Genomic DNA, 21,760 nt, shown 5'->3' with positions numbered 1-21,760 from the left:
CAGCCTTGATTGATAGAAAAATGGAGCCTCCATGAGCGAAACAGAATACAAGGCCGTTCGTGGGCTAATGCGCGGTTTGGCCCTGATCAATGGCTTGAATCGTTTCGATGGCGGGGCTACTACGGCGCAGTTGGCCGAGCAAAGCGGGCTACATCGCACCACGGTTCGTCGATTGCTGGAGACCTTGCAAACCGAGGGTTACGTGCGACGCAGTGAGTCGGATGACAGCTATCGCCTGACGTTGAAAGTCCGCGAGCTGAGCGAGGGATTTCGCGACGAGCAATGGATCTCTTCGATTGCCGCACCGCTGCTTGGCGAGCTGCTGCAACAAGTTGTCTGGCCAACCGACCTGTGCACGCTGGACGGCGACGCCATGGTGATTCGCGAGACCACTCATCGATTCAGTCGCCTGTCATTTCACCGCTCCATGGTCGGTCGGCGCTTACCGTTGCTCATGACGGCCACTGGGCGTGCGTACTTTGCGTTCTGCCCCCCGGCTGAGCGCGAAGAGCTGATTGAGTTGATGATCAGCCGCGAAGATGAGCAGTCGGCGCTGGCGGCGGATCGTGGCTTTGTCGACCGGTTGGTGGAGCACACTCTCGGCAAGGGCTATGGCGAAAACAATTCCCACTGGGGCCAGGAACGCAAAATTGCTGCCATCGCGATTCCGGTTGAGCACGAGGAGCGGGTGATGGGTTGCCTGAATCTGGTTTATATCGCCAAGGCGATGTCGGTTGAGGAAGCCGCCCGCCGGTATCTGCCGGCGATGCAAGGCGTGGTGCAAAAAATCAGGGCTCAATTGGCGTAGTGTGGGGGCGCTCTGCGTGCTCTGCGGTGCTGCTCGATTCAGCCCTTACAAGACGCAAAAATCCCCGTATCAGCGAGTGATTACGGGGATTTTTCGTCTATCGAGTTCCGTGGATATCCACGGCACCCATTACACGTTGAAGCGGAAGTGCATCACGTCGCCGTCCTTGACGATGTAGTCCTTGCCTTCCAGGCGCCATTTACCAGCTTCCTTGGCACCGGCCTCACCCTTGTACTGGATGAAGTCGTTGTAGGCGATGACTTCGGCACGGATGAAGCCTTTTTCGAAGTCGGTGTGGATCACGCCAGCCGCTTGCGGAGCGGTGGCACCGACGCGGACGGTCCAGGCGCGGACTTCTTCGACACCGGCGGTGAAGTAGGTCTGCAGGTGCAGCATCTCGTAGCCAGCGCGGATCACGCGGTTCAGGCCTGGCTCTTCGAGGCCCAGGGCTTCGAGGAACATGTCTTTCTCTTCACCGTCTTCAAGTTCGGCGATTTCTGCTTCGATCTTGTTGCAGACCGGTACAACCATGGCGCCTTCTTCTTCGGCAATGGCTTTCACCACGTCCAGGTGCGGGTTGTTTTCGAAACCGTCTTCAGCAACGTTGGCGATGTACATGACCGGCTTGGTGGTCAGCAGGTGGAAGCCCTTGATGACCGCCTTTTCGTCGGTGCTCATGTTCTTCATCAGGCTGCGCGCAGGCTTGCCCAGGGTGAAGTGAGCGATCAATTGCTCCAGCAGGCCTTTCTGGACCACAGCGTCCTTGTCACCACCCTTGGCGTTGCGCGCGACTTTCTGCAGTTGCTTCTCGCAGCTGTCGAGGTCGGCGAAGATCAGTTCCAGGTCGATGATTTCGATGTCGCGTTTCGGGTCGACGCTGTTGGAGACGTGAATCACGTTCTCGTCTTCGAAGCAGCGGACCACGTGGGCGATGGCATCGGTTTCGCGGATGTTGGCCAGGAATTTGTTGCCCAGGCCTTCACCTTTCGACGCACCAGCCACCAGGCCGGCGATATCGACGAATTCCATGGTGGTCGGCAGGATGCGCTTCGGATTGACGATCGCGGCCAGGGCTTCCAGGCGCGGGTCAGGCATCGGCACGATACCGCTGTTGGGCTCGATGGTGCAGAAGGGGAAGTTCTCGGCCGCGATACCGGATTTGGTCAGGGCGTTGAACAGGGTGGACTTGCCGACGTTAGGCAGGCCGACGATGCCGCAATTGAATCCCATGGTGTTTCCCCTCGGATAAGAGTCAGGCCTTCTGGCTGTGCAGGTTTTTCATCGCGCGGTTCCATTCACCGGCGAGGATATCCGGCAGCACGCCGAGGGCAAAGTCGATGCTGGCATCGAGTTTTTCCTGTTCGGCGCGTGGCGCACGACCCAGGACGAAATTTGAAACCATACTGGCAACGCCCGGGTGGCCAATGCCAAGCCGCAAGCGGTGAAAGGTATTCTGATTGCCCAGTTGCGCGATGATGTCGCGCAACCCGTTGTGACCGCCATGGCCGCCGCCCTGTTTGAGCTTGGCGACGCCCGGAGGCAGGTCGAGTTCGTCGTGCGCCACCAGGATCTCTTCGGGCTTGATGCGGAAGAATCCGGCGAGTGCCGCTACGGCCTGGCCGCTACGGTTCATGTAGGTGGTGGGAATCAGCAGACGAACATCCTGACCCTGGTGCGTATAGCGCCCGGTCAGGCCGAAATATTTGCGATCGGCCACAAGGTTTACGCCTTGTGCGTTCGCGATGCGCTCAACAAAAAGGGCCCCTGCGTTATGCCGGGTCTGTTCGTATTCTGCGCCTGGATTTCCCAAGCCAACGATCAGTTTAATGGCAGTCACGATAGGGGCCCTTCCTAGGAGTGGTGGATAACATCGCCGCAAGTGGAGAGCGCGGCGAAAGTGGACGAAAGTTGCTCATTTACCATTATGTAAACTCCGCGTTCTCGCCCGCTTTCTCGCTACGTTCCAGTCCGCGATGTTTCCGTCACTCCGGCGAACAGAGTGAAATTACTCTGCTGCGCCTTCTTCGGTAGCTTCTGGAGCAACACGTGGAGCGTGAACGTTGGCAACAGCCAGGTCGTTACCGTGAGCCAGAGCAACGAACTCAACGCCTTTAGGAGCGCTGATGTCGGACAGGTGAATGATCGAGCCGACTTCGGCGTTAGCCAGGTCAACTTCGATGAATTCAGGCAGGTCTTTTGGCAGGCAGGACACTTCGATTTCAGCAACAACGTGCGAAATCTCGCCGCCTTTCTTCACCGGGGCAGCTTCGTTGATGAAGTGCACTGGAACGACAGCAGTCAGCTTCTGGCCGGCCACTACGCGTACGAAGTCAGCGTGCATCACGTGGCCTTTGGCCGGGTGACGCTGCAGAGCCTTGATGATTACGTTTTGCTTGGTGCCACCAACGTTCAGCTCGATGATGTGGCTGTAAGCCGCTTCGTTTTCGAGCAGTTTGGCAACTTCTTTAGCCAGCATGCTGATGGATTCAGGGGCTTTTTCGCCACCGTAAACTACAGCTGGAACCAGGCTTGCGAGACGACGCAGGCGGCGGCTCGCACCTTTCCCCAGGTCGGAACGCACTTCAGCATTCAGAGTAAAATCGTTCATGTTGTATCTCCAAAATAACCACATTCGCCCCAGCGTTTGCGACCAGCGCTAAAGGCGATATGGGCAAAAAAGCCCCGCCCCGACAGGAATGCCGGGGCGGGGCGCTTTTCGTCAACGAGATGTTCGAGAAGGGCAGGGCCCTTAGCGGAACATCGCGCTGATCGATTCTTCATTGCTGATGCGGCGTACCGCCTCGGCAACTACCGGTGCGATATCCAGTTGACGGATACGCGCACAGGCTTGTGCTGCAGCGGACAGCGGAATGGTGTTGGTCACCACCAGCTCGTCCAGCACGGAATTTTCAATGTTTTCGATCGCCCGACCCGACAGCACAGGGTGCGTGCAGTAGGCGAAAACCTTGGCAGCGCCATGCTCTTTCAGGGCCTTGGCCGCGTGGCACAGGGTGCCGGCGGTATCGACCATGTCATCGACCAGAATACAGGTACGCCCTTCGACATCACCGATGATATGCATCACTTCAGAGTGATTGGCTTTCTCACGGCGTTTGTCGATGATTCCGAGATCCACGCCCAGGGATTTGGCAACGGCACGTGCACGCACGACGCCACCAATGTCCGGGGACACGATCATCAGGTTTTCGAAGCGCTGATCTTCAATGTCATCCACCAGAACCGGGGAGCCGTAGATGTTATCTACCGGAATATCGAAGAAACCCTGGATTTGGTCAGCATGCAGATCAACCGTGAGAACACGGTCGATGCCGACTACGGTAAGCATGTCAGCGACGACTTTCGCGCTGATAGCCACACGTGCGGAACGCGGACGGCGATCCTGACGGGCATAACCAAAGTAAGGAATAACAGCAGTGATACGAGTAGCCGAGGAGCGGCGGAAGGCATCAGCCATCACTACCAGTTCCATCAGGTTATCGTTGGTCGGAGCGCAAGTCGGCTGAATAATGAAAACGTCTTTACCGCGGACGTTTTCATTGATCTCGGCTGTAATTTCGCCGTCGGAAAATTTACCGACAGAGATGTCACCGAGAGGGATATGCAGCTGACGTACGACACGCCGAGCCAGATCGGGGTTAGCGTTCCCCGTAAAGACCATCATCTTGGACACGCGCAGTACCTGAAGGCTGAGGGTAACCTGGATGAGTATAGGAAAATGGCAGGGGCGGCTGGATTCGAACCAACGCATGGCAGGATCAAAACCTGCTGCCTTACCGCTTGGCGACGCCCCTGTATCTGTTGCAACGATTACCCAGTAATCGATTCCTTTAGAGCAGACTTTGCAGCTTGCGATGCAACATCGAAACGTTGCTTCCTTTTGCTACAAACCCTGTAAGGGTCTCTGTAAGAAGGGCCGAGACTTTATCAGCTTCAGCTTTGCTTGGGAAGCCCCCAAACACACAACTTCCAGTTCCGGTGAGTTTTGCTTCGGTAAAATTACCTAACAAATTCAATGCGTTACGTACCTCTGGATAACGCCTTGCTACTACCGGCAAGCAGTCATTTCGACTGTTTCCCTTGGGAACGGGGCGCACTTTAATGGGCGGCGAGTTACGTGTCAACAACGGATCGGAAAAAATTTCTGCCGTACTTACAGATACTTGCGGCACCAGCACCAGATACCACGGTTCTTCCGGGTCTACCGGGGTCAGTTTCTCCCCCACGCCTTCGGCGAAAGCCGCGTGGCCGCGCACGAAAACCGGGACATCGGCGCCCAGTGTCAGGCCCAGTGCGGCCAGCCGATCTTCATCCCAGCCCAATTGCCAGAGATGATTGAGGCCAAGCAAGGTCGTCGCGGCATTCGAACTGCCGCCACCGATTCCACCGCCCATGGGCAAAACTTTGTCGATCCAGATATCAATGCCGAGCGTGCAACCGGATTGCTCCTGAAGTTTTTTCGCCGCTTTGACGATCAGGTTGCTGTCATGGGGGACACCTTCGAACGCGGTGTGCAAATGAATGACGCCGTCATCGCGCACGGCGAAGGTGATTTCATCGCCATAGTCGAGAAACTGAAACAGCGTCTGCAACTCGTGGTAGCCGTCTTCGCGGCGACCGAGAATGTGCAACATCAGGTTGAGCTTGGCCGGGGAGGGCAGGGTCAGGCGACTGGCAGGCATGTCATTGCCCCAGCTTGCGTGGTTGCCAGGCCTTGATCACCAGCGTGACATCGAGGTCGGTGCCGTGCAGCTTGATGCGCTCGGGCAGCCAGTAGCCGTTTTGCTCGGTGTAGGCGGTGTACTCGACCTGCCAGCCATCTTGTTCAAGACTGGCCAGGCGGCTGTCGCCATCCAGGGTCAGGCGGCTCTTGCTGTCCGGAGCCGGAAGCCCGCGAACCCACCAGGCCAGATTGGACACCGGCAACTTCCAGCCCAGCTGTTCTTCAAGCAGGACTTCCGGGCTTGGCGCTTCATAGCGACCCTGGTTGGCAACTTCCAGAGAAACCTTGCCGGGCCGCCCGGTCAGGCGTGCCGCACCGCGACCCAGGGGGCCGGAAAGGCGGATGTCGTAATAGTCCTGGCGCTGCAGCCAGAACAGCGTGCCGCTACCCGAATCTTTTGGCGCGCGAATGCCGATCTTGCCGTCGATCTGCCAGCCATCCAGGGCGGCAAGCTGCTGTTTGTGCTCGCGCCATTGGGCGGGGTTACCGTGGCCCTCGACGGATTCGCGGGCACCGAAGCCCGCGCAACCGGCGAGCAGGGCGATGAAACTGAAAACGATGATGTGGCGCAAAAACATAATCTTAAAGAGTCTCTGATCCGGTCAGGCGCTTGATGGTACCGCGCAGTGTTGGGCTGTCAGGCTGTTCCTTGAGGAACTTGCCCCATATTTGCCTGGCTTCGCGCTGTTTGCCATTGGCCCACAGGACTTCACCCAGGTGTGCGGCGACTTCCTGATCGGGGAAGCGTTGCAATGCCTGGCGCAGCAGGCGTTCGGCTTCGTCGAGGTTGCCCATGCGGAAATTCACCCAGCCGAGGCTGTCGAGCACCGCCGGGTCTTCCGGATTGATCTGGTGAGCCTGTTCGATCAGGGCCTTGGCTTCGGCGTAACGTGTCGTGCGGTCGGACAGGGTGTAGCCCAGGGCGTTGAGCGCCATGGCATTGGCCGGGTCGTGCTTGATGATCAGTCGCAGGTCTTTTTCCATCTGCGCCAGGTCATTGCGTTTTTCCGCCAGCATGGCACGGGTGTAAAGCAGGTTCAGGTCGTCGGGGTATTGCTGCAGGGCTTTTTCCAGCACATTCCAGGCTTTGTCGCCCTGTTTGTTGGCGGACAGGGTTTCCGCCTCGATCAGGTACAGCTGGATCGCGTAGTCCGGTTGCTCGTCGCGTTCCGTCGCCAGGCGGGATTGGGCTTCGGCGGTCCTGCCGTTGTTCATCAGAATATCGGCCTGACGCAATTGTGCCGGCAGGTAATCGTTGCCCGGACCCACCTGGGCGTACTCGATCAACGCGCCCTGCGGGTCATTGCGTTCTTCGGCGATCCGGCCGAGGTTCAGGTGTGCCGAATCGACATGGCTTTCCCGGGCGATCAAGTCTTCCAGATAGCCCTTGGCCTCGTTCCAGGCCTTGGCTTCCAGGCAAACCAGCGCCAGGGAGTAACGCAATTCGTCGTCTTCGGGATATTGCTGGACCAGGCTCGAGAACTCGGCTTTGGCGTCGTCCATCCGGTCCTGTTCAACCAGCATGCGCGCATAAGTCAGGCGCAGGCGTTTGTCGTCCGGATATTTCTTGATGCTTTTTTGTAGCAGCGGCAAGGCCTCGTCACCGCGATCGAGGGTTTGCAGCAGGCGTGCGCGCAGCAGAATCGGGGCAATTTCGCCGTCGTCGGGCGGATTGTCTTCGAGCAGGGTCAGCGCACCTTTGGCGTCGCCGTCCTGTTGCATCAGCAAGGCCTTGCCGAAAATCAGCTGACTATTGTGCGGATGGCGCTGCAATAAACGGTCGAAACTCTTCATCAAACCGTTGCGCGTATCCTGGTCGGTGTCGGACGCGGACAAGGCCAGGAAGTCGAAGTGGGTGTCGCCCTTGCCTTGCAGGACTTTCTCCATATAGACCATGGAGTCGTCGTAGCGCCCGGCGCGGGCCAGTTGTACGGCGGCGGCCCGTTGCGCCTCGAGGTCGTCCGGGGCGTTCCTGGCCCAGATCAGTGCGGTGTCCAGGGCGGCCTGATCGGCGCCCAGGTACTCGGCGATGCGGAATGCCCGCTCGGAAATGCCCGGATCCTGGGTATTGATGGCCTGGGTCACATAGTTGTCCAGGGCAATGTCGAAACGATTGCGCTGGCCAGCCAGTTCGGCGCTCAGCAGGCTGAAGACCGTGTCTTCGCTGAATGAGCTGTAAACCTTGGGCTTTTCAGGCGCCGGAGTGCTGTCTTCGGCCGGCGACGTACTGTCCGACGATACGGGTGCCAAGGCCTGGCAGCCGCTGAGGAAGACAAAAGCGAGGAGCAACGCGGAGGATCTATTCATATAGGAAGAGGACGACTAACCTGCGGTCGGATCATCATGACACAAGCCTTGGGTCAAACATAACCGGCCTGCCATTTTCGCATGCGCACACCTGTAAACGAGAATGTCTCGCAGTACGGACAGATGCCCGCCATGGCAATAGATATCGAATAGTTGTTCTGATTCCGTCGAAGTAGGACAATTGCCGGCTTCACGTCACCATCAGCGACTTTGAATGGCCTTCCTTGCACTCGGTATTAACCATAAGACTGCTTCAGTAGACGTCCGCGAGCGCGTGGCCTTTACCCCTGAGCAGCTGGTGGAGGCCTTGCAGCAGCTCTGCCGACTCACCGACAGCCGCGAAGCTGCGATCCTCTCCACCTGCAATCGCAGTGAGCTCTATATAGAACAGGATCACCTGTCGGCGGATATCGTCCTGCGCTGGCTGGCCGAATACCATCATTTGAGCCTCGAGGAACTGCGCGCGAGCGCCTATGTGCACGAAGATGATGCGGCAGTTCGTCACATGATGCGGGTGGCCTCCGGGCTCGATTCGCTGGTGTTGGGCGAACCGCAGATTCTCGGCCAGATGAAATCGGCCTACGCCGTGGCTCGGGAGGCCGGCACCATAGGCCCGTTGCTCGGACGCCTGTTCCAGGCCACGTTCAATGCCGCCAAGCAGGTGCGCACCGACACCGCCATCGGTGAAAACCCGGTGTCCGTGGCGTTCGCCGCGGTCAGCCTGGCGAAACAGATTTTCAGCGACTTGCAACGCAGTCAGGCCTTGCTGATCGGCGCTGGCGAGACCATCACCCTGGTCGCCCGCCATCTGCATGACCTCGGCGTAAAGCGAATCGTGGTCGCCAATCGCACGCTGGAGCGGGCGAGCCTGCTGGCCGAGCAGTTCGGTGCCCATGCGGTGTTGCTGTCGGACATCCCCGCGGAACTGGTGTGCAGCGACATCGTCATCAGTTCCACCGCCAGCCAATTGCCGATCCTCGGCAAGGGCGCCGTGGAAAGTGCCCTGAAACTGCGCAAGCACAAACCCATTTTCATGGTGGATATCGCCGTTCCGCGGGATATCGAACCAGAAGTCGGCGAGTTGGACGACGTTTACCTGTATAGCGTCGACGATCTGCATGAGGTGGTCGCCGAGAACCTCAAGAGCCGGCAAGGCGCTGCGCAAGCGGCTGAAGAGATGGTGTCGGTCGGTGCCGAAGATTTCATGGTCCGCCTGCGCGAATTGGCGGCGGTGGACGTGCTCAAGGCCTATCGTCAACAAAGCGAACGCTTGCGCGACGAAGAATTGCAAAAAGCCCAGCGTCTGCTGGCCAACGGTGCCAGTGCCGAAGATGTGCTGCTGCAACTGGCCCGTGGCCTGACCAACAAATTGATGCACGCACCCAGCGTGCAGTTGAAAAAGCTCTCTGCCGAAGGTCGCCTCGATGCGCTGGCGATGGCCCAGGAACTCTTTGCCCTCGGTGAGGGCTCATCGGAAAGCTTTTCGGATAAGAAACCGCAATGAAAGCGTCACTGCTCAATAAGCTGGACATCCTCCAGGACCGTTTCGAGGAATTGACCGCCTTGCTTGGCGATGGCGAGGTCATTTCCGATCAGAACAAATTCCGCACCTATTCCAAGGAATACGCGGAAGTCGAGCCGATCGTCGAGACCTATAAACAGTTGCTCAAAGTGCAGGGCGACCTGGAAGGCGCCCAGGCATTGCTCAAGGACAGCGACCCGGACATGCGCGAAATGGCCGTGGAAGAAGTCCGCGAAGCCAAGGAGCGCCTGGTCGAACTGGAAGCCAGCCTGCAACGCATGCTGCTGCCCAAGGACCCGAATGACGGGCGTAACGTGTTTCTGGAAATCCGGGCGGGTACGGGCGGTGACGAGGCGGCGATTTTCTCCGGCGACCTGTTCCGCATGTATTCGCGTTACGCCGAGCGTCGCGGCTGGCGGGTGGAAATCCTCTCCGAGAACGAGGGTGAGCACGGCGGCTATAAAGAAGTGATTGCGCGCGTGGAAGGCGACAACGTCTACGGCAAGCTGAAATTCGAGTCCGGTGCGCACCGCGTGCAGCGGGTTCCGGCCACCGAATCTCAAGGGCGCATCCATACCTCGGCCTGCACAGTGGCCGTATTGCCCGAGCCGGATGAGCAGGAAGCGATCGAGATCAACCCGGCGGACCTGCGGATCGACACTTATCGTTCCTCCGGTGCCGGCGGTCAGCACGTCAACAAGACCGACTCGGCGATCCGTATCACCCACTTGCCGTCGGGCATCGTGGTCGAGTGCCAGGAAGAACGTTCCCAGCACAAGAACCGTGCGCGGGCGATGTCCTGGCTGTCGGCCAAGCTCAACGATCAGCAGACCAGTGCCGCCGCCAATGCCATTGCCAGCGAACGTAAATTGCTGGTGGGCTCGGGTGATCGCTCCGAACGCATTCGCACCTACAACTTCGCCCAGGGCCGGGTCACCGATCACCGGGTCAACCTGACGCTGTATTCCCTCGACGAAATCCTCGCCGGCGGCGTCGATGCGGTGATCGAGCCGTTGCTGGCCGAGTATCAGGCCGATCAACTGGCGGCGATAGGTGAGTAAATGACGATCATCGCCAGTTTGTTGCGCGCTGCCGATCTGCCCGATTCGCCCACGGCGCGTTTGGATGCCGAATTGTTGCTGGCGGCGGCGTTGGGCAAGTCCCGCAGTTTTCTGCACACCTGGCCGGAGCGCATCGTTCCGAGCGAAGCGGTGCTGACGTTCACTGAATACCTTCAGCGCCGCCGCAGCGGTGAGCCGGTGGCCTACATTCTGGGTCAGCAGGGTTTCTGGAAGCTCGACCTGGAAGTGGCGCCGCACACGCTGATCCCGCGTCCGGACACCGAGCTGTTGGTGGAAGCCGCGCTCGAACTGTTGCCGGCCACACCGTGCACAGTCCTCGACCTTGGCACCGGCAGCGGTGCCATTGCCCTGGCCCTGGCCAGTGAGCGTCCGGTGTGGAAGGTCACTGCCGTCGATCGCGTGCCGGAGGCCGTGGCTCTGGCCGAACGCAATCGCCAGCGTCTGAACCTGAACAACGCCACAGTGTTGAGCAGTCATTGGTTCAGCGCTCTGGAAGGTCAGCGTTTTCAGTTGATCATCAGCAATCCGCCCTACATCGCGGCAGCCGATCCGCACCTGGTGGAAGGCGATGTGCGCTTCGAGCCGGCCAGTGCCCTGGTGGCCGGTGTCGACGGGCTCGACGATCTGCGTTTGATCGTCGCCCAGGCGCCGGAGCATCTGGACGCCGGTGGCTGGCTGATGCTTGAACACGGTTACGACCAGGCCGAGGCGGTGCGTGATTTGCTGCTGACCCGTGGCTTTGAAGAAGTCCACAGCCGCACCGATCTGGGCGGTCATCAACGCATCAGTCTGGGGCGCCTGCCATGCTGAATGATCAGGAATTGCTGCGCTACAGCCGGCAAATTCTGTTGCACCACATCGATATCGACGGCCAGTTGCGCTTGAAAGAAAGCCGCGTGCTGATTGTCGGCCTCGGTGGGTTGGGTGCGCCGGTGGCGTTGTATCTGGCCGCGGCGGGTGTCGGCGAGTTGCATCTGGCGGACTTCGATACAGTCGACCTGACCAACCTGCAGCGCCAGATCATTCATGACACCGACAGTGTCGGCATGAGCAAGGTCGATTCGGCGATCCAGCGTCTGACGGCAATCAATCCCGAGGTTCAACTGGTCGCCCACCGCACGGCGCTGGATGAAGATTCCCTGGCGGCTGCGGTGGCGGGTGTGGACCTGGTTCTCGACTGTTCGGACAATTTCTCCACCCGTGAAGCGGTCAATGCCGCTTGCGTGGCCGCCGCAAAGCCGCTGGTCAGTGGCGCGGCGATTCGCCTTGAAGGGCAGTTGTCGGTGTTCGACCCGCGTCGTCCTGAAAGTCCGTGCTACCACTGTTTATACGGACACGGCAGCGAGGCCGAACTGACCTGCAGCGAGGCCGGGGTGGTCGGTCCGCTGGTGGGCCTGGTCGGCAGCCTGCAAGCCCTTGAAGCGCTGAAGCTGCTGGCGGGTTTCGGCGAGCCGCTGGTAGGGCGCCTGTTGTTGATCGATGCCTTGGGCTCACGCTTTCGTGAATTGCGAGTCAAGCGGGACCCGGGTTGCAGCGTTTGTGGGCCAAAGCATGCGTGAAGCGCCGATTGGCGTGTTCGACTCTGGCGTCGGTGGGCTGTCGGTGCTGGCCGAGATCCAGCGTTTGTTGCCCAACGAGTCACTGCTGTACGTCGCCGATTGCGGCAATATTCCCTACGGCGAGAAAACCCCGGAATTCATCCAGCAGCGTTGTCGCGTCATGGCCGGTTTCTTTCAACAGCAGGGCGCCAAGGCCCTGGTGCTGGCCTGCAACACTGCCACCGTAGCGGGCGTTGCCGACCTGCGACGCGATTACCCGCAATGGCCTATCGTCGGCATGGAGCCGGCGGTCAAGCCGGCCGCTGCCGCGACCCGCAGTGGCGTGGTCGGCGTGCTGGCCACGACGGGTACATTGCAGAGTGCCAAGTTCGCGGCATTGCTCGATCGTTTCGCCACGGATGTGCGCGTGATCACCCAGCCTTGTCCAGGGCTGGTGGAGCTGATTGAAAAGGGTGACCTGCACAGTCCCGCACTGCGTCAGTTGTTGGCCGGTTACGTCGAGCCCCTGCTTGCCGAAGGTGCTGACACCATCATCCTGGGCTGCACCCATTACCCTTTCCTCAAGCCGATGCTCAAGCAGATGATCCCCGATGACATCAGCTTGATTGACACCGGCGCCGCTGTTGCGCGCCAACTTCAGCGTCTGCTGGCCGAGCGCAATTTGCTCGCTCGAGGCCCTGCTCGTGCGGCGCAATTCTGGACCAGTGCCGATCCCCTACACTTCGCAAATATTTTGCCGATACTGTGGAATACCGCTGGCGTTGTGCAAAGCTTCAACGAGTAAGAAGGTTGTGGGGCAAGCGAATAATTGGGGTGAACTTCTGATAAATCGCCGACTTCTATAGCTGTGCGTGTCGAGCAACAAAAAAAACCAAACGTAATCGTTCGGAAAAGGAAGTTTCTAATGAAGCGACTATTCTGCTTGGCCGCGATTGCGGCCGCACTGATGGGGCACAGTTTTACCGCACAAGCGGCAGGTGTGGAATTCGGGATCGGCCAGACCAGTGACTCGACCATGACTTATCGATTGGGGATGCAGTTCGATTGGGACAAGAGTTGGTGGCAGAGCGATGTTGGCCACCTGACCGGTTACTGGAGTGGCGCCTACACCTACTGGAAAGGCGACAAGAGTGCCAGTAACAACAGTCTTTCGTTCTCGCCAGTGTTCGTTTACGAGTTTGCCGGCCAGAGCGTCAAACCGTACGTGGAACTGGGGGTAGGCGTGGCGTTGTTCTCCAACACCCAGGTCGAAGACAATCACCTGGGCAGCGCCTTCCAGTTTGAGGACCGCTTGGGTTTTGGTCTGCGTTTTGCCGGCGGGCATGAAGTCGGTATTCGGGCCACGCATTATTCCAACGCAGGGATGACCAACCCGAACGACGGCACAGAGAGTTACGCGTTGCACTATACGATGCCGTTGTAACGATCACGGCCTGGACAATTTGTCGTGGCCCTCTGTGGGAGCCAACTGGCCCCCACAGAGCGCACATTCAGCGATACGCCGTGGAAATGCCCTGGCGCTCATCGATGCATTCAGGCGCGCCCATCTCGAATTCCCGGCAGATCAGCGGGCGCTTTTCGTAGATGGTGCACATCATCGTGTTGCGATCCAGCGCGGCGCACCAGCCGTCGTCCAGGCGCAGCATGACTTCCCCACCCCAGTCATCGGTATCGATAAACCGCTCGGGCACGCCTGTGTCGGTGATCAGCATGACTTCGAGCTGGCAGCAGCAGGCTGCACAGGTCGAGCACGTGACGGCCGGTTCGGCGATTTGCGTGTGAGGTATGGTTTTCATGGCGCGCAGTGTAAGTCAGTCGCCCGCCGCTGTGTGAACACTCAGACGGGACGCCCAGTCATCAAGCATCGAAGCGACCCAACAGCGGCGCCGTGATTGCCGAAGGCTTGGCCAGCAGCAGTTGCGCGGTGCCAATGGTGCGCTCCATAAAGCCGCCTTCGCAGTAGCACAGGTAAAACTCCCACAGTCGCAGGAAATAGTCGTCGTAACCCAGCTCACTCAAGCGACCCTGGGCGCGGCGAAAATTCTCACGCCACATGCGTAGGGTCCGGGCGTAATGCAGGCCGAAGTCCTCCATGTGCAGCAGGTTCATGTCGGTGTCGCGACTCACGATCTCCAGCATCTTCTGGACACAGGGCAAGGCGCCACCGGGGAAGATGTAGCGTTGAATGAAATCGACGCTGTTCTTGGCCTGTTCATAGCGCTGCTCGCGGATGGTGATGGCTTGCAACAGCATCAGACCGTTGCTCTTGAGCAGCTGAGCGCACTGCTTGAAGTAGGTCGGCAGGAAGCGATGGCCGACAGCCTCGATCATCTCGATCGACACCAGTTTGTCGTATTGGCCGGTGAGGTCGCGGTAGTCCTTGAGCAGCAACGTGACCTGATCTTGCAGTCCGAGGGCATCGATACGTTGTGCGGTGAAGGCATATTGCTCTTTGGACAAGGTGGTGGTGGTGACTTTGCAGCCATAGTGTTGGGCCGCGTACAGCGCCATGCTGCCCCAGCCGGTGCCGATCTCCAGCAAGTGATCCGTTGGTTTGAGGGCAAGCTTCTGGCAAATCCGCTGCAGTTTGTTCAACTGCGCCTGTTCAAGGCTGTCCTCATCGGTCAAAAACTGCGCCGCCGAATACATCATTGTCGGGTCGAGAAACTGTTCAAACAGGTCGTTGCCCAAGTCGTAGTGGGCGGCGATGTTTTTCTGCGAGCCCTTGCGAGTGTTGCGATTAAGCCAGTGCAGGCCCTGAATCAGCGGCCGACCGAGTTTCGCCAGGCCACCTTCGAGGCCATCGAGCACTTCAAGATTGCTAACGAACACCCGCACCACCGAGGTCAGGTCCGGCGAACTCCAGTAGCCATGGATAAACGCTTCGCCCGCGCCAATCGAACCGTTGCTCGCCACCATTCCCCAGGCCGCGGCATCGAGGATATGGATCTCCCCCAGCAATTCATGGCTGGAACTGCCGAACACATGGCGTACGCCGTCTTCGATCAGCACCAACTGTCCGTGTTTGAGTTGCGTCAATTGCCGAAGCACGCCGCGACGCAGCAGCGATCCGGTCAGGCCCTGGGTGTTTAACAAGTTAGCTTTGGCCGAGAAGCTAGAGGCTTTCATGGTGGCGATCCTTGGGCAGGGTGGTGGCGATCTGAACGTTGCCGTCGGCCTTCTGATGAGCAAACAACGGTACGCGCTTGAGCAACAGGCGCAGGGCTTGCCAATAGATGGCCAGGGCAGTTTTCGCGGTCATCCATGGAAAGCGCCGCAAGTAACGGTGCAGGCTGGCGCGATCGAGGGGTTCGCGTTCGAGCGTGAGCGTGGCGTCGAACAGTTTTTCTTCGCCCTGCCAGTCGGCCAAGTGCACGCCAAGTCGCTTGGCCACCGGACTGAAGCTCATGCGGTACTGGATATCGCGCGGCAGGAAGGGCGATACGTGAAAAGCCTTGGGCACGGCAAAGTGTTGATGGAAATCCAACAGGTCCTGCGGTGCCTTGGCAGGCAGCACGTAGTGATAGCGCTCGCGCCAAGGCGTGTTGCTGACTTCGCAGACGATTGCCGCCAGTTGCCCATCGGCTTCATGGCAATAGAAAAAACTCACCGGATTGAACGACAAGCCCCAACTGCGCGGTTGGGTCAGCAGGCAGATCGAGCCTTGTGGCACATGGCCGATGGCTTCGCTGACCAGTTGGCGTACGGCGTCGATCAGGCGCATGCCGTTGCCGGTGTACGCCTTGAGGTAATCGCGTTCACGAAATGAAAACGGCGCAAAACGGCTGACCCCCGCCAATCCTGACAGGCCGAGCACCGCATCCTGTTCATCGAGGTCCAGGTACAGCAGGCCGATCCGATAGCGGAAGGCGTGGTGCCGAGGGGCAAAGCGCCGATGGGCGATCCAGCCGCTGTAAAGGGCGCTGTTCACAGGTGTTCTCCAAAGGCGCGGGCCACATGCAGGGCGCTGACCACGCCGTCTTCATGGAAACCGTTGGCCCAGTACGCGCCGCAGTACCAGGTGTGCTGCTGCCCGTCCAATTCTCCCCGGCGCGCCTGGGCCGCCACCGCCGCCAGGCTGTATTGCGGGTGGGCGTAGGTGTATTTGGCGAGCACTTTGAACGGGTTGATGGCGGCGCTCTGGTTGAGGCTGACGCAGAACGTCGTGTCGCTCTGGATGCCTTGCAGGATATTCATGTCATAGGTGACGGCGGCAGGTGTATGGCCAGGGCCGCCGAGACGAAAGTTCCAACTGGCCCAGGCGAGTTTTCGCTGTGGAAGCAGGCGCGTGTCCGTGTGCAACACCACCTCATTGTCGGCATAGGGCAGGGCGCCGAGGATCGATTGTTCGGCTTCGCTGGGCGCTGCCAGCAGGTGCAAGGCCTGATCGCTGTGGCAGGCGAACACCACCTTGTCAAAGCGCTCGCTCCCGGCGTGGCTGTGGATAACGACACCATCCGCATCGCGTTCGACCCGTGTCACTGGGCAGTTGAGGCGGATTTTCTCGCGGAAACTGGCGGTCAATGGCGCGATGTAGGCGCTTGAACCGCCTTCGATGACCTGCCATTGCGGGCGATTGCTCACGGACAGCAAGCCGTGATTCTTGAAAAACCTGACGAACGATTGCAGCGGGAAGGCCAGCATGTCAGCCATGGGCATCGACCAGATCGCCGAGCCCATCGGCACGATGTAGTGCAGGATGAAACGCTCGCCGTAGCCGCCGGCTTTCAAGTAGTCGTCCAGTGTGGTATCGGGCTTGATCCGCTGTTCTTCCAGGTCACGCAGGGCTTGTTTGTTGAAGCGCAGGATATCGCGCAGCATGCCCCAGAACCCCGGCGACAGCAGGTTGCGGCGCTGGGCGAACAGGCTGTTGAGGTTGTTGCCGTTGTATTCCAGGCCGCTGTCGGGGTCAGTGACCGAGAAGCTCATTTCGGTGGGCTTGAAGCCCACGCCGATCTGGCCCAGCAGACGAATGAAATTCGGATAGGTCCAGTCATTGAAGACGATGAAACCGGTGTCTACGGCATAGCGGTGGCCATCGACGGTCACGTCCACCGTGTGGGTGTGGCCGCCGATCCAGTCGCTGGCCTCGAACAGGGTGATCTCGTGACTGCGATTGAGTAGATACGCACAGGTCAGCCCCGAGATACCGCTGCCGATAATGGCAATGTTCACGGCTCGTCCTTGATCGGTGGATGGCTGCGAACCATGCGTTTGCCGATCGCCAACTTCACTCGGCCGGGCAACTTCGACAAGGGCCAGAGGGCGGCCATGAACAACCCTGGAAACGCGATTTCCAGCGGTCGATCCTTGAGTTTGGCGAAAATGTGCCGCGCGGCTTTATCCGCCGGCCAGCTGAGGGGCATGGGAAAATCGTTTTTTGCGGTCAGGGGGGTGTCGACGAATCCGGGGCTGACCACGGTGACTGCGATGCCTTCCGGTGCCAGATCGATACGCAGCGATTCGAACAAATAACGCATCCCGGCCTTTGAGGCGCCGTAGGCTTCGGCCCGGGGCAACGGCAGGTAGGTCACGGAACTGGCCACGCCCACCAGGTGCGGCGCAGTACCCGCCCGCAACAGTGGCAGCGCGGCTTCGATGCAATAGCTGCTGGCAAGCAGGTTGGTGCGCACCACATGTTCGATGATCGAGGCATCGAACTGCCGGGCATCCACGTACTCGCAGGTGCCGGCGTTGAGGATCACCGTATCCAGCGAGCCCCAGTCCTCGGCAATCTGTTCGCCGATTTCACGCACGGTCTGGCTGTTGGTCAGGTCTCCCGCCACCACCAGCACTTGTCCCGGATAACGTTGGGACAAGACTTTCAACGGGGCCACCGAGCGTGAGCTGACCGCCAGGTGGGCGCCGGTCTTGAGGATTTCTTCGGCCAACGCGGCGCCAATACCGCTGCTGGCGCCGGTCAGCCAGTATCTTCGTGGAGGTGTAATGCTCATCCCATTCTCCTTTTCAGCCAGGCAATCGCCCGGCCCAATACCGGTAGATGTTCATAAAGCAGTGCCCCGGCATCGAAGTAATCCCGGTGGCAATAAACCTTGTCGCGCCAGCGCAGGTGCGAACAACCGTCGACCCGGATCAGCCGGCCGCCCGCCAGGCGCGGATGGCGGTAACTCATGACCCAGCGTAAATAGCCTTCGCCTTCAGCGATCTGGTCGAAACCATGAAAGTCGAAGCGCAGCTCGCTGACGTTGGCGTAAAGCTCGGCGAAGTAGCCGCGCAGTTGCCCGAGACCCTGCACTTCGTGCAGCGGATCGGTGAAGCGCACGTCGTCGGTGTACAACTCGCCGAGGCGTTGCAGATTGTCTTTATCCAATTGCGCAAACCGCTGGGCGAACTGGCGCAGGAAGCTACTCATCCTGACCTCCGGCGTTCTGGCGCGACGGCAGGTTCTTGAATGCCGCCAGTGCGCGAGCACGGGACGCGCTCAGGTCGACGATCGGGGACGGATAATCCGCCACGCCGAACAAGCCGCCGAGTTTCGCCGGGTTGTGCACTTCCTTTTTGTTCAGCCCGGCCAGTTCCGGCAACCAGTGCTTGATGAACACGCCTTCGGCGTCGAATTTTTCCGACTGGCTCAGCGGGTTGAAAATCCGGAAGTAGGGCGCCGAATCGGTGCCGGTCGATGAACTCCATTGCCAGCCGCCGTTGTTCGCGGCCAGGTCACCATCGATCAGGTGACGCATGAAAAAGCGTTCGCCCTCGCGCCAGTCGATCAACAGGTTCTTGGTCAGGAACATCGCCACCACCATGCGCAGGCGGTTGTGCATCCATCCGGTTTCCAGCAATTGGCGCATGGCCGCGTCGATGATGGGTACGCCGGTACGCGCTTCTTGCCAGGCCGCCAGTTCTTCTGGAGCGTCGCGCCAGGCCAGGGCTTCGGTTTCCGGGCGGAAGGCGCGGTGACGGGAGACCCGTGGGTAGCCCACCAGAATGTGTTTGTAGAACTCGCGCCACAGCAGCTCATTGATCCAGGTGACAGCGCCGACCTTGCCGCTTTCGAATTCGCCCTGATTGCTTTGCAGCGCCGCGTGCAGGCACTGGCGAGGGGAAATCACCCCGGCGGCGAGGTACGCCGAGAGTTGGCTGGTGCCGGGTTTTGCCGGGAAGTCACGCTCGCTCTGGTAGTAGTCGATCTGGGCATCGGCGAAGGTGTCGAGGCGGCGGCGGGCTTCGATTTCACCGGCCGGCCACAGTGTGCGCAGGCGTTCGCCGGGTGTATCGAAACCCTGGATCTGTGCCGGGATCGCGTCGCTGATGATGTTCAGCGGCGCTTGGGCCATTGGTGCGCTGACCAGGCGGGGCAATGATCGATGCAGGCGTTCGTAGCACACCTTGCGGAATTGGCTGAAGACCTGGAAGTAGCTGCCCGTCTTGGTCAGTACGCTGCCTGGCTTGAACAGCAGTTGATCCAGGTAACGGCGGGCGTCGATGCCTTGGGCCTTGAGCCGATCGGCCACCGCGGCATCGCGGCGGGTTTCATGCAGGCCGTACTCTTCGTTGAAGTGCACGGCGTCGACGTTCAACTGCCGGCACAGGTCCAGCAGCACCTGGGGTGCATCGTCCCAGCGCGGGGCGTTGCGGATCAGCAGTGGAATGTTCAGTTCGCCCAAAGCCTGGCTCAGCGTCTTCAGGTTACGTAACCAGAAGTCGACTTTGCACGGCGCGTCATCGTGTTCCAGCCATTGCTCCGGGCTCGGCAGATATACCGCCACGCAGGGGCCAGCCGCAGCGGCGGCCGAAAGTGCGGTGTTGTCGTTCACGCGCAAGTCACTGCGCAACCAGATCAATTGCATGGGAGTGCCCGCATTAAATAAGCCCGCGCTGAACCAGTACTTGATGAGCTGCCAAAGGATCTTCAGCCACGTACAGATCAGCGATCTCTGATGTTTTTACGGACAACTCGGCGTGGTGGATGCATACCGTTGGTCCGGCGATTATTTTTGGGCAACTGACGCCATTGAAAAGTTTCGGCAACTGCGAAGGGTTTATGGCTTTGCTGGAATACAGCAGGACGCCACGGGGTTGCAGATGATCGACCGCCAGCGCCAGTTCGCCGGCGGGTAGGGGCCAGTCGAACACTTCCACCGGGCAATCGGCACTGCTGATCAGCCACGCGGTCAGCCACAGGTGAGGTTCCAGGGGCAGGTCCGAGTGGTTGATCAACATCAACGGCGCGGTGTGTAGCTGACGATTGTTATGGTAGATGCGCGCGCCGAATTTGCTGCGCAGCCAGGAATAAACAAACACTCGCTCCATTTGCGCACCGAACTGGCCTTGCCAGCGTTGCTCCAGCTCGGTGAGCAATGGCATCAGCAGTTGCTCGCACAAGGTCCGCGGTGGATACAGGGCCATGACCTGGTTGACGGTGTCATCCAGTGTGCGCTCGGACAACGTCGCAACGGCTTGCAACAAGGTCTGGCGAAGACGCTGCCAATCGTTCTCCGCGGACTCGCTGAAGTCTTGCGGGGTGTCGAGCAATTGCTTGACCTGGCTGACGGCTACGCCGCGATTGAGCCAGGTGAGGATGGTCAGGATGCGTTGCACATGTTCGGTCGAGAACAGTCGATGCCCCTTGGGCGTGCGTTGCGGCACGATCAGGCCATAGCGTCGCTCCCAGGCGCGCAAGGTGATGGCGTTAACCCCGGTTTGCCGGGCCACTTCGCGGATCGGCAGCCAGCCCTCATCCAGGGCTTTCTTGAAATCGGCGCCAAGGTCTTCGCTGGCGCTACTGTCGAGTGGGGCTTTCATCAGATGGCGTTTCGCAGGCTGAGGTTTTCCGGGTGCGGTTGCAGGTAAACCTGCTGCGCGATGTACGGGTCCGGGTGCTGGCGAAAGTAGTGCTTGAGCAGCGTCAGCGGCACCACCAATGGCACGATGCCGTGGCGGTACTGGCCAATGACGTGTTGCACTTCCTGTTTATCCTCGGCGCTGATTGCCTGTTTCAAGTAACCGCTGATGTGATGCAGAACGTTGGTGTGGGTGCGGCGGGTCGCGCATTTTTTCAGGGCCGCCATCAACTCGCTGAAATAGCGCGGGCCAAGCACCTTCGGGTCGGTGCGGCCCATGCTGCCCAGCAGATTGCCCAGGGTTTTGTATTGCACCGGGTTGTGGGCCATCAGCAGGTATTTGTAGCGCGAGTGGAAGTCTGTGAGACCGCGTCGAGTCAGGCCTTCTTTCAGCAATTGCTGCCATTCGCTGTAGGCGAATACACGGGTGAGAAAGTTTTCGCGCAGCACCGGGTCGTTGAGTCGGCCGTCTTCTTCCACCGGCAAATCCGGATGCAAAGCGCAAAACGCCTGGGCATAGATGCCTTGGCCGCCACCGTCCTGCGGTGCGCCATTGGCGCGGTAGACCTTGACCCGCTCCAGTCCGCAGGACGGCGATTTCTGCATAAAGATGTAGCCACAGATATCGCTCAGCTCTGCTGCCATCGTCCGGCCGTAATCGGCCAGCGGTCGGGTGACATTGATCTCGCGGTTGATCGTGCCGACGGCTTCGGGTTGATTCGGATCACCCACCAGCCGGATCGGTTCCCGGGGAATGCCCAGGCCAATCGCGACTTCCGGGCAGACCGGCACGAAATCGAAGTAGTCGGTGAGGACACGGCTGCACAGTCGCGATTCCTTGTGCCCGCCGTTGTAGCGCACTTCTGCGCCCATCAGGCAGGCGCTGATGGCGATTTTTGGTTTGGCAGGAGATGGGAGCATTGGAGCACCTCAAAAT

23 protein-coding genes and 1 tRNA gene are annotated in these 21,760 nt (G+C 59.6%); 7 read left to right on the top strand and 17 right to left on the bottom strand.

Translation table 11 applies throughout. The features are described 5' to 3' along the window. Positions 1 to 31: 31 nt before the first annotated feature. Positions 32 to 808, top strand: coding sequence for a DNA-binding transcriptional regulator (locus GQ39_RS20420; RefSeq protein ID WP_047533187.1), 777 nt, complete (start codon positions 32 to 34; stop codon positions 806 to 808). 129 nt (positions 809 to 937) lie between these two features. Here GQ39_RS20420 and ychF read toward each other — a convergent pair whose 3' ends face one another. From ychF to GQ39_RS20380, 8 genes are all read right to left on the bottom strand, one after another. Then, complete coding sequence (gene ychF, locus GQ39_RS20415) at positions 938 to 2,038, bottom strand: redox-regulated ATPase YchF (protein WP_047533184.1); 1,101 nt, start codon at positions 2,036 to 2,038, stop codon at positions 938 to 940. Positions 2,039 to 2,060: 22 nt separating this feature from the next. Next, a complete protein-coding gene (pth, locus tag GQ39_RS20410) occupies positions 2,061 to 2,645 on the bottom strand; it encodes an aminoacyl-tRNA hydrolase (RefSeq protein ID WP_047533182.1) in 585 nt (194 codons plus the stop codon). Between the two features lie 168 nt (positions 2,646 to 2,813). Beyond that, positions 2,814 to 3,416 (bottom strand): 50S ribosomal protein L25/general stress protein Ctc, encoded by a 603-nt coding sequence (locus GQ39_RS20405; protein WP_047533180.1) that lies wholly within the window; start codon positions 3,414 to 3,416, stop codon positions 2,814 to 2,816. A 141-nt stretch (positions 3,417 to 3,557) separates the two neighbouring features. Then, positions 3,558 to 4,499, bottom strand: coding sequence for a ribose-phosphate pyrophosphokinase (locus GQ39_RS20400; RefSeq protein ID WP_003171603.1), 942 nt, complete (start codon positions 4,497 to 4,499; stop codon positions 3,558 to 3,560). Positions 4,500 to 4,545: 46 nt separating this feature from the next. Further along, a tRNA-Gln gene (locus tag GQ39_RS20395) sits at positions 4,546 to 4,620 on the bottom strand. A gap of 36 nt (positions 4,621 to 4,656) precedes the next feature. After that, entirely contained in the window at positions 4,657 to 5,508 is an 852-nt protein-coding gene (gene ispE, locus GQ39_RS20390) for a 4-(cytidine 5'-diphospho)-2-C-methyl-D-erythritol kinase (RefSeq protein ID WP_047533178.1), read from the bottom strand. A 1-nt stretch (position 5,509) separates the two neighbouring features. Further along, positions 5,510 to 6,127, bottom strand: coding sequence for a lipoprotein insertase outer membrane protein LolB (gene lolB, locus GQ39_RS20385; RefSeq protein ID WP_047533176.1), 618 nt, complete (start codon positions 6,125 to 6,127; stop codon positions 5,510 to 5,512). Between the two features lie 4 nt (positions 6,128 to 6,131). Continuing rightward, entirely contained in the window at positions 6,132 to 7,856 is a 1,725-nt protein-coding gene (locus GQ39_RS20380) for a tetratricopeptide repeat protein (RefSeq protein ID WP_047533174.1), read from the bottom strand. A 214-nt stretch (positions 7,857 to 8,070) separates the two neighbouring features. Here GQ39_RS20380 and hemA point away from each other — a divergent pair, with 214 nt between their 5' ends. From hemA to GQ39_RS20350, 6 genes are all read left to right on the top strand, one after another. Further along, on the top strand, positions 8,071 to 9,360 hold the full coding sequence (hemA, locus tag GQ39_RS20375; RefSeq protein WP_047533171.1) for a glutamyl-tRNA reductase: 1,290 nt from the start codon (positions 8,071 to 8,073) through the stop codon (positions 9,358 to 9,360). Next, a complete protein-coding gene (gene prfA / locus GQ39_RS20370; protein WP_047533169.1) occupies positions 9,357 to 10,439 on the top strand; it encodes a peptide chain release factor 1 in 1,083 nt (360 codons plus the stop codon). The genes hemA and prfA overlap by 4 nt, the downstream gene beginning before the upstream one ends. Further along, entirely contained in the window at positions 10,440 to 11,270 is an 831-nt protein-coding gene (gene prmC, locus GQ39_RS20365) for a peptide chain release factor N(5)-glutamine methyltransferase (RefSeq protein ID WP_047533166.1), read from the top strand. Continuing rightward, on the top strand, positions 11,264 to 12,019 hold the full coding sequence (locus tag GQ39_RS20360) for a molybdopterin-synthase adenylyltransferase MoeB (protein ID WP_047533163.1): 756 nt from the start codon (positions 11,264 to 11,266) through the stop codon (positions 12,017 to 12,019). Before prmC ends, GQ39_RS20360 begins: the two co-directional genes overlap by 7 nt. After that, complete coding sequence (gene murI / locus GQ39_RS20355; RefSeq protein WP_047533160.1) at positions 12,012 to 12,803, top strand: glutamate racemase; 792 nt, start codon at positions 12,012 to 12,014, stop codon at positions 12,801 to 12,803. Before GQ39_RS20360 ends, murI begins: the two co-directional genes overlap by 8 nt. A gap of 120 nt (positions 12,804 to 12,923) precedes the next feature. Continuing rightward, a complete protein-coding gene (locus tag GQ39_RS20350) occupies positions 12,924 to 13,442 on the top strand; it encodes an acyloxyacyl hydrolase (RefSeq protein ID WP_047533158.1) in 519 nt (172 codons plus the stop codon). A 67-nt stretch (positions 13,443 to 13,509) separates the two neighbouring features. Here GQ39_RS20350 and GQ39_RS20345 read toward each other — a convergent pair whose 3' ends face one another. The 9 genes from GQ39_RS20345 to GQ39_RS20305 all read right to left on the bottom strand — a co-directional run bounded on the left by GQ39_RS20345 (position 13,510) and on the right by GQ39_RS20305 (position 21,744). Further along, entirely contained in the window at positions 13,510 to 13,815 is a 306-nt protein-coding gene (locus GQ39_RS20345; RefSeq protein WP_007981864.1) for a YkgJ family cysteine cluster protein, read from the bottom strand. Between the two features lie 61 nt (positions 13,816 to 13,876). Further along, positions 13,877 to 15,148, bottom strand: a complete 1,272-nt coding sequence (locus tag GQ39_RS20340) for an SAM-dependent methyltransferase (protein ID WP_047533155.1) — start codon at positions 15,146 to 15,148, stop codon at positions 13,877 to 13,879. After that, positions 15,135 to 15,950, bottom strand: coding sequence for a DUF1365 domain-containing protein (locus tag GQ39_RS20335; protein WP_047533151.1), 816 nt, complete (start codon positions 15,948 to 15,950; stop codon positions 15,135 to 15,137). The genes GQ39_RS20340 and GQ39_RS20335 overlap by 14 nt, the downstream gene beginning before the upstream one ends. Then, positions 15,947 to 17,194: an NAD(P)/FAD-dependent oxidoreductase gene (locus GQ39_RS20330; protein ID WP_047533148.1), complete on the bottom strand. Its 1,248-nt coding sequence runs from the start codon at positions 17,192 to 17,194 to the stop codon at positions 15,947 to 15,949. Before GQ39_RS20330 ends, GQ39_RS20335 begins: the two co-directional genes overlap by 4 nt. Then, the gene (locus tag GQ39_RS20325; RefSeq protein WP_047533145.1) at positions 17,191 to 17,973 is read right to left on the bottom strand and encodes an SDR family NAD(P)-dependent oxidoreductase; all 783 of its coding nucleotides are present in this window, start codon (positions 17,971 to 17,973) and stop codon (positions 17,191 to 17,193) included. The genes GQ39_RS20330 and GQ39_RS20325 overlap by 4 nt, the downstream gene beginning before the upstream one ends. Then, positions 17,970 to 18,392 carry a nuclear transport factor 2 family protein gene (locus tag GQ39_RS20320; RefSeq protein WP_047533142.1) on the bottom strand — a complete coding sequence of 141 codons (423 nt, stop codon included), beginning with the start codon at positions 18,390 to 18,392 and terminating at the stop codon, positions 17,970 to 17,972. Before GQ39_RS20320 ends, GQ39_RS20325 begins: the two co-directional genes overlap by 4 nt. Further along, entirely contained in the window at positions 18,385 to 19,830 is a 1,446-nt protein-coding gene (gene phrB, locus GQ39_RS20315) for a deoxyribodipyrimidine photo-lyase (protein WP_047533139.1), read from the bottom strand. The genes GQ39_RS20320 and phrB overlap by 8 nt, the downstream gene beginning before the upstream one ends. A gap of 13 nt (positions 19,831 to 19,843) precedes the next feature. Next, the gene (locus GQ39_RS20310; RefSeq protein ID WP_047533136.1) at positions 19,844 to 20,785 is read right to left on the bottom strand and encodes a MerR family transcriptional regulator; all 942 of its coding nucleotides are present in this window, start codon (positions 20,783 to 20,785) and stop codon (positions 19,844 to 19,846) included. After that, entirely contained in the window at positions 20,785 to 21,744 is a 960-nt protein-coding gene (locus GQ39_RS20305; protein WP_047533131.1) for a YbgA family protein, read from the bottom strand. Before GQ39_RS20305 ends, GQ39_RS20310 begins: the two co-directional genes overlap by 1 nt. Positions 21,745 to 21,760 lie beyond the last annotated feature (16 nt).

The sequence above is a fragment of the Pseudomonas sp. 11/12A genome, assembly GCF_000800055.1.
Lineage (GTDB): Bacteria > Pseudomonadota > Gammaproteobacteria > Pseudomonadales > Pseudomonadaceae > Aquipseudomonas > Aquipseudomonas mohnii.
This window is presented reverse-complemented; position numbering and strand designations above follow the sequence as displayed.